The organism is Nocardioides sp. Arc9.136, from assembly GCF_030506255.1.
In the GTDB taxonomy this organism is placed as follows: Bacteria; Actinomycetota; Actinomycetes; order Propionibacteriales; family Nocardioidaceae; genus Nocardioides.
The window spans coordinates 4,404,060-4,414,287 of record NZ_CP113431.1 but is presented as its reverse complement, the minus strand read 5'-3'; the positions used below and the strand labels follow the sequence as shown (position 1 = coordinate 4,414,287).

General features: G+C 71.5%; 13 protein-coding genes. 9 read left to right on the top strand and 4 right to left on the bottom strand.

The features are described 5' to 3' along the window. The first annotated feature begins 499 nt into the window (after positions 1-499). The 8 genes from rpmH to OSR43_RS21265 all read left to right on the top strand — a co-directional run bounded on the left by rpmH (position 500) and on the right by OSR43_RS21265 (position 5,771). Positions 500-637: a 50S ribosomal protein L34 gene (rpmH, locus tag OSR43_RS21300; protein WP_011758123.1), complete on the top strand. Its 138-nt coding sequence runs from the start codon at positions 500-502 to the stop codon at positions 635-637. Between the two features lie 37 nt (positions 638-674). After that, complete coding sequence (gene rnpA / locus OSR43_RS21295; protein ID WP_302268840.1) at positions 675-1,031, top strand: ribonuclease P protein component; 357 nt, start codon at positions 675-677, stop codon at positions 1,029-1,031. 10 nt (positions 1,032-1,041) lie between these two features. Continuing rightward, on the top strand, positions 1,042-1,305 hold the full coding sequence (yidD, locus tag OSR43_RS21290) for a membrane protein insertion efficiency factor YidD (protein WP_364866832.1): 264 nt from the start codon (positions 1,042-1,044) through the stop codon (positions 1,303-1,305). A gap of 3 nt (positions 1,306-1,308) precedes the next feature. Next, a complete protein-coding gene (yidC, locus tag OSR43_RS21285; protein ID WP_302268838.1) occupies positions 1,309-2,310 on the top strand; it encodes a membrane protein insertase YidC in 1,002 nt (333 codons plus the stop codon). Further along, a complete protein-coding gene (locus OSR43_RS21280; RefSeq protein ID WP_302268837.1) occupies positions 2,307-2,864 on the top strand; it encodes a R3H domain-containing nucleic acid-binding protein in 558 nt (185 codons plus the stop codon). Before yidC ends, OSR43_RS21280 begins: the two co-directional genes overlap by 4 nt. 64 nt (positions 2,865-2,928) lie before the next feature. Continuing rightward, positions 2,929-3,642, top strand: coding sequence for a 16S rRNA (guanine(527)-N(7))-methyltransferase RsmG (gene rsmG, locus OSR43_RS21275; RefSeq protein WP_302268836.1), 714 nt, complete (start codon positions 2,929-2,931; stop codon positions 3,640-3,642). A gap of 96 nt (positions 3,643-3,738) precedes the next feature. Next, complete coding sequence (locus OSR43_RS21270) at positions 3,739-4,743, top strand: ParA family protein (RefSeq protein WP_302268834.1); 1,005 nt, start codon at positions 3,739-3,741, stop codon at positions 4,741-4,743. Continuing rightward, complete coding sequence (locus OSR43_RS21265) at positions 4,740-5,771, top strand: ParB/RepB/Spo0J family partition protein (RefSeq protein ID WP_302268833.1); 1,032 nt, start codon at positions 4,740-4,742, stop codon at positions 5,769-5,771. The genes OSR43_RS21270 and OSR43_RS21265 overlap by 4 nt, the downstream gene beginning before the upstream one ends. A 172-nt stretch (positions 5,772-5,943) precedes the next feature. On the opposite strand, the gene OSR43_RS21260 is transcribed toward OSR43_RS21265, so the two are convergent. Further along, positions 5,944-6,711: a 1-acyl-sn-glycerol-3-phosphate acyltransferase gene (locus OSR43_RS21260; protein WP_302268832.1), complete on the bottom strand. Its 768-nt coding sequence runs from the start codon at positions 6,709-6,711 to the stop codon at positions 5,944-5,946. A 44-nt stretch (positions 6,712-6,755) separates the two neighbouring features. Then, positions 6,756-7,970, bottom strand: a complete 1,215-nt coding sequence (locus OSR43_RS21255) for a pyridoxal phosphate-dependent aminotransferase (protein WP_302268831.1) — start codon at positions 7,968-7,970, stop codon at positions 6,756-6,758. A 52-nt stretch (positions 7,971-8,022) separates the two neighbouring features. Here OSR43_RS21255 and OSR43_RS21250 point away from each other — a divergent pair, with 52 nt between their 5' ends. Beyond that, a complete protein-coding gene (locus tag OSR43_RS21250) occupies positions 8,023-8,682 on the top strand; it encodes a GNAT family N-acetyltransferase (protein ID WP_302268829.1) in 660 nt (219 codons plus the stop codon). A 10-nt stretch (positions 8,683-8,692) separates the two neighbouring features. On the opposite strand, the gene trxA is transcribed toward OSR43_RS21250, so the two are convergent. Together trxA and trxB are read right to left on the bottom strand one after the other, a co-directional pair. Continuing rightward, positions 8,693-9,022, bottom strand: coding sequence for a thioredoxin (gene trxA / locus OSR43_RS21245; protein WP_302268828.1), 330 nt, complete (start codon positions 9,020-9,022; stop codon positions 8,693-8,695). A 106-nt stretch (positions 9,023-9,128) separates the two neighbouring features. Then, positions 9,129-10,145, bottom strand: coding sequence for a thioredoxin-disulfide reductase (gene trxB, locus OSR43_RS21240; RefSeq protein ID WP_302268827.1), 1,017 nt, complete (start codon positions 10,143-10,145; stop codon positions 9,129-9,131). Between the last annotated feature and the right edge of the window lie 83 nt (positions 10,146-10,228).

The following is a 10,228-nucleotide window of genomic DNA, read 5'->3' as shown; positions in this document are numbered from 1 at the left end:
GGTGGGCGGTCCCCTTCTCGTTGCTCGCGAAGTTCCACAGCTTTGTCCACAGGTTGTGAACGCGACCCGCTCGCTGTGGAGGAGTCTGGCCGAGGCCCGGCGCCGACAGGTTCGAAATCGACGTTTTCGCAGGTCAGACCCGTCATGCGCGGCTACGTGACCGGAGTCACGTGGGCGACGCCTGCGGGTCCGGCGCAGGCCGGAGGGGAATCTCGACGGCCCCGAACGTAACCCTCGGGCGGCGGGACCAGCAAGACGTCATCCACAGGCCCGTAGGCTGGGTCCGACGGTGCATCCCCAGCGGTGCTCGTCGGTTTGACCCTGGGAAACGGCTGCGCGTACCGTTGGCCGGTCACCCGGTGTCGACCGGTGCCGCACGTCCACGGGAGCCACAGGTCTCGCGTGGGTGGGCGGTGCCAGCCGAAAAGGCGTCACAAGACGTGACGGCATCGCCGATCCCGCCGGGGTCGATTCCCCGAACACACCGAAGGAAGAGCTCGTGAGCAAGCGTACGTACCAGCCGAACAACCGTCGCCGCCACAAGGTGCACGGCTTCCGCCTGCGCATGCGCACCCGTGCCGGCCGCGCCATCCTGTCCTCGCGCCGCCGCAAGGGCCGCAAGAGCCTGGCCGTCTGACGGTCGTCGCCGCACACCGCCCAGCTCCGACCCCGCTGTGCTCCCTCCGGCGCACCGGTTGGTCGACGCGGACTCGTTCCGCCTCGCCACCCGGGCCGGGGAGCGAGCGGGGTCGCGCACACTGGTGGTCCACCTGTGGACGCCGGTGGGCGACGCCGACGGCCCGCCTCGAGTGGGCTTCGTCGTGAGCAAGGCGGTGGGCAACGCCGTCGTCCGGAACCGCGTGAAGCGCCGCCTGCGCCATCTCGCCCGGGAGCACGTCTCGTCGCTCCCGGGCTCTGCTGTGCTCGTGGTCCGAGCGCTCCCGGCCGCTGCCGGTGCGTCGTACGACGCGTTGGCCGAGGACCTGGCCCGGGGGCTGCGTCGTGTGGTGCCCGGCCCGGTGCGGTCGTGACGGCGGTGCGCTGGTGAAGCACGTCCTCATCGCGCTGCTGCGCGGCTACCGGGCCGTGATCAGTCCCCTCTACGGGCAGGTCTGCCGCTACCACCCGTCGTGCTCGGCGTACGCGCTCGAGGCGGTCACGGTGCACGGCAGCATCCGCGGCACGTGGCTCGCCGTGCGCCGGCTCGGTCGCTGCCACCCGTGGGCGGCAGGCGGCTACGACCCCGTCCCCCAACGTCCCGCCCGTGGCCGCACGGGTACCCCGACCACTCAGCAAGGAGCCTGATCGGTGGGCATCATCGGCGACATCTTCGGCTTCATCGCCACGCCTCTGTACTACGCCATCTCGGCGGTGCTGATCGCCTGGCACAAGCTCTTGACCATGATCGGGCTGGACCCCGAGGGCGGCGCCGTGTGGGTGCTGTCGATCATCGGGCTGACCCTGGTGATCCGGGCGGCGCTGATCCCGCTGTTCGTCAAGCAGATCAAGTCCAGCCGGAACATGCAGCTGATCCAGCCCAAGGTCAAGGAGCTGCAGAAGAAGTACGGCCACGACCGGGAGCGTCTCGCGCAGGAGACGATGAAGCTCTACAAGGAGACGGGCACCAACCCGTTCGCCTCGTGCCTGCCGATCCTGCTGCAGATGCCGATCTTCTTCACGCTCTTCCACCTCCTGAACGAGGCGGCGAAGGACGGTACGCCGCACGGGCTGCTGACCCGATCCCTCGCGCAGGACTTCGGCGAGGCCGAGCTGTTCGGCCGGCTCCCCATCTCGGCGACCTTCGTCAACTCCGACGGCCACATCGGCGTCATGGTGCTCGCGGCGTTCCTGGTCGTGGCCATGACGGCCACCACCTTCCTCACCCAGCGCCAGCTGATGAGCAAGAACATGCCGGCCGACGCGCTCAGCGGCCCCTACGCCCAGCAGCAGAAGATGCTGCTCTACGTGCTCCCGCTGGTCTTCGCGGTCGGTGGCATCGCGTTCCCCATCGGCGTGCTGTTCTACTGGACCACCTCGAACGTCTGGACGATGGGCCAGCAGTTCTACGTCATCCGCAACAACCCTGCTCCGGGCACGCCGGCCTTCGCCGCGAAGCAGGAGCGGGACAAGGCCAAGGCCGCGCGCAAGGGCGAGCCGGTCGCCTCGGAGGTCGTCGAGGCGGCACCGGAGACCCCGGCCGAGCGCCGTGCCGCCCAGCGGCAGCAGCCGCGCAAGCAGACCCGACAGCAACGCAAGTCCTCCGGTGGGCGGCCCGCTGGCGGCACGACCGAAGGTGGGAAGCAGAAGTGAGCGACGAGACGACCGAGCCGGCCGACGTCATCGAGGAGACCGCCGGGTCGGAGACTGCTGCCTCCCCCGCCGCCGAGGCTCCCTCTGCCCGCTCCCGCGTCGAGGAGCTCGAGGCGGAGGGCGACATCGCCGCCGACTACCTCGAGGAGCTGCTCGACATCGCGGACCTCGACGGTGACCTGGACATGGACGTCGAGGGGGACCGTGCTGCGGTGTCGATCGTCGGTGCCGACCTCTCCCAGCTGGTGGGTCGGGACGGCGAGGTCCTGGACGCGCTCCAGGAGCTGACCCGCCTCGCCGTCTACCGCGAGACCGGCGAGCGCTCGCGGCTGATGCTGGACATCGGTGGCTACCGCGCCCAGAAGCGCGAGGAGCTCGTCGCCCTGGCCGAGCAGACCATCGCCCGCGTCCGGGAGGGTGGCGCCCCGGTCTCCCTGGACCCGATGTCGCCCTTCGAGCGCAAGGTCGTCCACGACGCCGTCGCAGCCGCGGGGCTGGTCTCGGAGTCCGAGGGCGTCGAGCCGCGCCGTCACGTCGTGGTCCTGCCGGAGTGACGGCTCCGCCGCTGCGATGAGCGACGACGTTTCACGTGAAACACCCGCACCCTCCGTGCCCGACGTGGCACGGAGGGTGTTCCCTTCCGACCGGCTCGCGCTCGCCGAGCGATACGCCGAGCTGCTGGCGACGGACGGCGTCGTCCGGGGGCTGATCGGTCCCCGGGAGGCGCCCCGGCTCTGGGACCGGCACCTGCTGAACTGCGCGGTGCTGGGCGAGTGGCTCCCGGCCGACGCGGTCGTGGCGGACATCGGTTCCGGCGCCGGCCTGCCGGGCCTCGTCCTGGCGATCTCCCGCCCCGACCTGGCGCTCACCCTGGTCGAGCCGTTGCTGCGGCGCACCACCTTCCTCGCCGAGGTCGTCGAGGGGCTCGGTCTGGACAACGTCGAGGTGGTCCGCGGCCGCGCCGATGCCCTCCACGGGAAGCGCCGCTTCGACGTGGTCACGTCCCGGGCGGTCGCACCGCTCGGGCGGCTGCTCGAGTGGTCGATGCCGCTGGTCGACGCGCACGGCGCGCTCGTGGCGATGAAGGGCTCGTCGGTCGTCACCGAGATCGATGAGGCGCGGCCGGTGCTTCGTCGACTCGGGTGCGCGGAACCGGAGGTCCGCGAGCTCGGCGTGGGCCTGCTCGAGCAGACGACCGGCGCGGTCCGGGTTTCGTGGGCCGATCCCGCGACGGTATCTTGGCCGCTCAGCAGCGACGCCGGAGCCGGGTCGTCCGGACGTCGTCGGAAGTCGTCGTCCGGGCGCCGCAGCCGGCCGAAGGGACGCGGCTAGCAGGTGGAGGGGTTCTCCGCAGGTTATCCACCGGTCCCAGCAGCCCGCTGAGCGTGACTGTCCACAGATTCACCTAGTTTGTCCACAGGAGGCGGCGTGCCCGAGTCCACCGAGGTTTCACGTGAAACGGGCGGCAGCGGCTTCACCGTTCGCACGGCAGCCGACCTCGCGACGTACAACGCCGGGTTCGAGGACGACCAGACGCCGCTCGCCAAGGCGGCTCAGCACAGCATCCTGGCGCGACAGGGCGCCGGCAGCCGTCCCTCGGTCCCCCGGCCGGACGCCACCCGGGTCTTCGTCGTGGCGAACCAGAAGGGCGGCGTCGGCAAGACGACCTCCACGGTGAACGTCGCGGCGGCGCTGGCGCAGCTCGGCCAGCGCGTCCTGGTCATCGACCTCGACCCGCAGGGCAATGCGTCCACTGCCCTCGGTGTCGAGCACCGCCGGGGCACCCCGTCCACGTACGACGCGCTGGTCGACGGCGTGCCGCTCACCGACGTCATCGCCGCGAGCGAGGACCTCCCAAACCTCTTCGTCGTCCCCGCGACCATCGACCTGGCCGGCGCCGAGATCGAGCTGGTGAGCGTCGTCGCACGGGAGGGCCGCCTGAAGAAGGCGATCAGCGGCCACCCGCTCGTCGGCACGGCGGCGGAGGCGGGCGAGGACCGCTTCGACTTCGTGATCGTCGACTGCCCGCCGTCGCTGGGCCTGCTCACGCTGAACGCGCTGGTCGCCGGCGACGAGATGCTCATCCCGATCCAGGCGGAGTACTACGCGCTGGAGGGGCTCGGCCAGCTGCTCGAGACCGTCGAGATGGTCAAGGCGCACCTGAACCCCACCCTCGACGTGTCCACGATCCTCATCACCATGTTCGACGCACGCACGCGGCTCGCGGCCGGTGTGGCGGAGGAGGTGCGCGAGCACTTCGGCAGCCAGGTGCTCCGGACCGCGATCCCCCGCTCGGTGCGGGTCTCGGAGGCGCCGTCGTACGGGCAGACGGTGATGACCTACGACCCCGGCTCGCCCGGTGCGTTGAGCTACCTGGAGGCAGCCCGCGAGATCGCCACCAAGAGCCGTACCGCCGACGGGGCGAGCGCATGAGCAAGCCGCCGGCACGCCGCGGCCTCGGGCGCGGCCTCGGGTCCCTGATCCCCACCGCGCCGCCGACCTCCGTGGAGGACGACTCCGCCGGGGCCGGTGCCGACGGATCCACGAGCGCCTCGTCCGGTGGCGGCGCACCCGGTCCGGACGCCCCCTCCCCCGGCGCCGACCCCGCCGGCGCGACCGACTCCGGTCAGCAGCCGCTGGCACCCGTCGCCGGCGCCTACTTCGCCGAGATCCCCGTCGGCCAGGTGGTCCCCAACCGCGCCCAGCCCCGCCAGGTGTTCGACGAGGACGCGATGGCCGAGCTGGTGCACTCGGTGCGCGAGGTCGGCCTGCTGCAGCCGATCGTCGTGCGGCGCACCGGGGACGAGGCCTACGAGCTGGTCATGGGCGAGCGCCGGTGGCGGGCCTCGCAGGAGGCCGGCCTGGAGCGGGTCCCCGCGATCGTCCGGGACACCGACGACATCGACATGCTCCGGGACGCCCTCCTGGAGAACCTGCACCGCTCGGAGCTCAACCCGCTCGAGGAGGCCGCGGCGTACGCCCAGCTCCTCGAGGACTTCGGCTGCACCCACGAGGAGCTGGCGCAGCGGATCGGCCGGTCGCGCCCGCAGATCAGCAACACGCTCCGGCTCATGCGGCTGAGCCCCGCGGTCCAGCGACGCGTGGCGGCCGGGGTGCTGTCAGCGGGTCACGCGCGAGCCCTGCTGGCGGTGGAGGACGCCGGACTGCAGGACCGGCTGGCGCAGCGGGTCGTCGCCGAGGGCATCAGCGTGCGCGGGCTCGAGGAGATCGTGGCCGTCGGCGACACCGGCAGCGTGAGGAAGGCGCCCCGGCGTGCCCGGCCGGAGCCGGCGGCGGTCTCCGAGGTCGTCGACCGCCTGTCGGACCGCTTCGAGACGCGCGTCAAGGTGGACGTGGGCAAGGCGAAGGGCAAGATCACCGTCGAGTTCGCGTCCCTGGAGGACCTCCAGCGGATCGTGGACATCATGGACCCGCGGAACCGGCACGACCGGGTGATCTGAGCGGTCTTGTCGATCGGGGGACTTGTCGCTTTGTCGACAAAAGGCTAGATCGGCTCGTCGGCACGGCCGGGCACGGACGGGCGTCGGGGTAGTCCGCCACGCGCGCGCCCCTGGGGGTGGTCACCGGGGCCGGGACGTGACGGACTACCCCCGCCGGCAGTGGGAGGACAGCTCAGGCGCCGGCGCGCTTGGCGGCGCGCTTGGCCGCACGCGCCCGCTTCTCCTCGGCGTCGAGGCGGACGGCCTCCTCGGGGGTGGGCGCAGAGCCGCCGAACCGCGCGGGCAGCCACCAGGAGCCGGGAGGCTGCTCGTCGGCGGGGTACTCGCGGATGGTCTCCTCCAGCAGGCCCGAGAGCGCGGCGTGCAGATCCGCGGTCTCGGCGACGGGGTCGGCCCCGGTGGGGTGCAGCGGCTCCCCCACCCGGATCGCGATGGTCTTGCCGCGGGCGAAGTCGCGGGGGTGGTCCTTGGTGAACATGCGCTGGGTGCCCCACAGTGTCACCGGGAGCAGGGGGACGCCCGCCTCGGCCGCGATCCGCACGGCGCCGGTCTTGATGTCCTTGACCTCGAAGGACCGGGAGATGGTGGCCTCGGGAAAGATCCCGACCGCCTCGCCGGCGCGGAGGTAGTCGATGGCCGAGCGGTAGGAGGTGAGGCCCTCCCCGCGGTCGACCGCGATGTGGTGCATCGAGCGCATAACCGGCCCACCGACGGCGTGGTCGAAGATCTCCTTCTTGGCCATGAACCGGACCAGGCGGCGGGAGGGGTGCGCGGCGAACCCGCCGTAGATGAAGTCCAGGTAGCCGACGTGGTTGAACGCCAGCAGCACCCCGCCGTCACGCGGCACGTGCTCGGTCCCGCTGAGCTGGAAGCGCTGGCCCAGCAGGCGGAACGCGGTCTTCGCCGTCCAGATGATCGGGGGGTAGCTGATGTCGCGCATGCGGTGAGCGTAGGGGGCCGGCCCCCGTCGCCGCTCGCGGGTCGTCAGCGACGTACGGCGAGGAAGTCGGCGATCCGGCCGATCGCCTCCTCCAGCACGTCCACGGCGGGCAGCGTGACGAGCCGGAAGTGGTCGGGATCGGGCCAGTTGAAGCCGGTGCCGTGCGTGACCAGCAGCTTCTTGGCCCGCAGCAGGTCGATGACGAACGCCTCGTCGTCCTCGATGGCGTAGACCTCGGGGTCCAGACGCGGGAAGCAGTACAGCGCGCCTCGGGGCTTGACGCTGCTGACACCGGGGATCTCGTTGAGCATCCGGTGCGCGAGCATCGCCTGCTCGTAGTAGCGACCGCCCGGGCCGATCAGCTCCTCGACGGACTGGTAGCCCCCGAGTGCGGTCTGGATGGCGTGCTGGGCGGGCACGTTCGCGCACATGCGCATGTTCGCGATGAGCGTGAGGCCCTCGATGAAGTCGGCCGCCAGCTCCTTGGGGCCCGAGATCATCACCCAGCCGGCGCGGTAGCCGCAGACCCGGTAGGCCTTGGAGAGCCCGCTGAACGTCAGGCAGAGCACGTCGTCGCCGGCGTACGTCGCGGCGTGGTGGTGGACGGCGTCCTCGAAGAGGATCTTCTCGTAGATCTCGTCGGCCATCACGACCAGGTCGTGGCGCCGCGCGATGTCCACCAGGCCCTTGACGGTCTCCTCGCTGTAGACCGCGCCGGTGGGGTTGTTGGGGTTGATGATCACGAGCGCGTGGGTGTTCTCGGTGATCTTGGACTCGATGTCGGCGAGGTCGGGGTTCCAGTCGTCGTCCTCGTCGCAGCGGTAGTGCACTGCGGTCCCGCCGGCGAGCGTGACCGCGCCCGTCCACAGCGGGTAGTCCGGCGCCGGCACGAGGATCTCGTTCCCGTCGTCCACGAACGCCTGCAGCACCATCGAGATCAGCTCGGAGACACCGTTGCCGATGAAGACGTCGTCGACGCGGACGTCGCGCAGGCCGCGCGACTGGTAGTAGTTCATCACCGCGGTGCGGGCCTCGTAGATGCCGCGCGAGTCGGCGTACCCCTGGGAGTCCGGCAGGTGGTGCACGATGTCGGCCACGATCGCCTCGGGCGCCTCGAAGCCGAACGGCGCGGTGTTGCCGATGTTCAGCTTGAGGATCCGGTGGCCCTCGCTCTCGAGGCGCTGGGCCTCGACCAGGATCGGACCGCGGACGTCGTACCGGACGTTGCGGAGCTTGCGGCTCTGGCGGATCTGGCGCACCCGCCCATCCTCGCAGGCCCGTGCCTACGATGAGCGAGGAGGAGGTGCGCCCATGTCCCGCAAGGTCGTCCGCCTGACGCTCGACCACCTCGACGCGCTGTCGGCGCCGTGCCGCACGTGCCTGTTCTGGGAGCTCGACCCCGTCTCGCGCCACCGGGTGGAGGACGCCGCGGGGGAGAAGCACGCCTGGCTCTCGGAGGTGCTGCGCGAGTGGGGCTCCTGCGGCCGGGTCGCGCTGGTCGACGACGAGCCCGTCGGCCACCTGGTCTACGTGCCCGCGGCGTACGTCCCCGGGGCCGCCGGGATCCCCACCGCGCCGGTCAGCGCCGACGCCGTCCTGCTGACGACCGTCCAGGTCGACCCGCGGCACGCCGGGGGCGGGCTGGGGCGGATGCTGGTGCAGGGCATGGCGCGGGACCTGATCCGCCGCGGCGGCATCCGCGCGGTGGAGGCGTTCGGGACCACGCTGCCCGGGCCGGTGGCGCCCTGCCTGGTCCCGGCGGGCTTCCTGTCCAGCGTGGGGTTCGGCACGCAGCGGGCGCACCCCACCAACCCGCGGATGCGGATGGAGCTGCGCTCGGCGCTGACCTGGAAGGACGAGCTCGAGGCGGCGCTGGAGCGGCTGCGCGGCGTCGTCCGGCCGGCCCCGGGACCGGTACGGCCCCCGGCTCCGTCCCGGGGGACGGTGCCGAGGGCCGTGGAGCGGTCCTGAGGGACCCGCGTCAGGCGGAGATGAACTCCGAGAGCTCGTTGAGGAGCGTCGCCTTCGGGCGGGCGCCGACGATGGTCTTCACGACCTCGCCGCCCTGGTACACGTTGATCGTCGGGATGCCGGTGACCCGGTAGGACGACGGGGTGACCGGGTTCTCGTCGACGTTCATCTTGAAGAACTCGATCTTGTCGCCGTGAGCACCGGCGATCTCGTCGAGGATCGGGGCGACCTGGCGGCACGGACCGCACCACTCGGCCCAGAAGTCGACCAGGACCGGCTTGTCGGACTTGAGGACCTGCGCCTCGAACTCGGCGTCGGTCACGGCTGCGATGTTGCCCACGTGAGGATCCTTCCCTGGAGTGTTGGTGCTGCGGGGTGCTGCTGAGGAGTGAACACCGGTGCGCCGACGGTTGTTCCGGCCCCCGGTGGGTGTCGGGCGAGGAGCGTCAGGCGCCGGCGGTCTGCACGGTCTCGGAGGCCACCTCGGCGTCGATGCGCGCCTGCGCCTCCGCGGGGGTGGCCGAGACCGTGTCGAGGGCGGAGAGGAACCGCTCGGCGTCCAGCGCGGCGGCGCACCCGGTGCCCGCGGCGGTGATCGCCTGGCGGTAGTGGTGGTCCACCAGGTCACCGGCGGCGAAGACACCCGGCAGGTTGGTGCCGGTCGAGGGGTGCTCGACGACGACGTACCCGTTGGGGTCGAGGTCGACCTGGCCGCGGAGCAGCTCCGAGCGGGGGTCGTGGCCGATCGCGATGAACAGCCCGGTGGCGTCCATCCGGCGGGTCTCGCCGGTGACCGTGTCCTTGAGCGTGATGCCCTCGAGCCGGTCGGTGCCGTGGATCTCCTCCACGACCGAGTTCCACTCGATCTCGAGCTTGGGGTCGGCGAAGGCGCGGTCCTGCATGATCTTGGAGGCGCGCAGCTCGTCGCGGCGCACGATCAGCGACACCTTCGACCCGAACCGGGTCAGGAACGTCGCCTCCTCGATCGCGGAGTCACCGCCACCGACGACGGCGATGTGCTGCTCGCGGAAGAAGAAGCCGTCGCAGGTCGCGCACCAGGACACCCCGCGGCCCGACAGCTCGTCCTCCTTGGGCAGGCCGAGCTTCTTGTAGCCCGAGCCGGTCGCCAGGATCACCGCATGGGCGGTGTGGGTGCCGGTGGCGGTCTTGACGACCTTGACGTCGCCGGTCAGGTCGACCTCGACGACGTCGTCGGGGACCAGCTCGGCGCCGAACCGCTCGGCCTGGGCGCGCATCTCGTCCATCAGCGCCGGGCCCATGATCCCGTCCCGGAAGCCGGGGAAGTTCTCGACGTCAGTGGTGTTCATCAGCGCGCCGCCGGCGGTCACCGAGCCCTCGAAGACCAGGGGGTTCAGGTTCGCCCGGGCGGCGTACACCGCGGCGGTGTACCCGGACGGGCCGGAGCCGATGATGATGACCTGACGGGGTGCGGTGTCGGACATGGAGTCGACGTCTCCTCGCGATGCGGTGGCTGCCGGCGTTCGCTCGCGCCGGACGATGGGGTGCTGGCTGGTCCAACCGATCG

What these genes read in the sequence shown, in the direction of transcription:
- trxB (WP_302268827.1), bottom strand. Translation starts at nt 10,145, where the DNA reads ATGTCCGACACCGCACCCCGTCAGGTCATCATCATCGGCTCCGGCCCG.
- OSR43_RS21250 (WP_302268829.1), top strand. Translation starts at nt 8,023, where the DNA reads ATGTCCCGCAAGGTCGTCCGCCTGACGCTCGACCACCTCGACGCGCTG.
- OSR43_RS21260 (WP_302268832.1), bottom strand. Translation starts at nt 6,711, where the DNA reads ATGCGCGACATCAGCTACCCCCCGATCATCTGGACGGCGAAGACCGCG.
- OSR43_RS21265 (WP_302268833.1), top strand. Translation starts at nt 4,740, where the DNA reads ATGAGCAAGCCGCCGGCACGCCGCGGCCTCGGGCGCGGCCTCGGGTCC.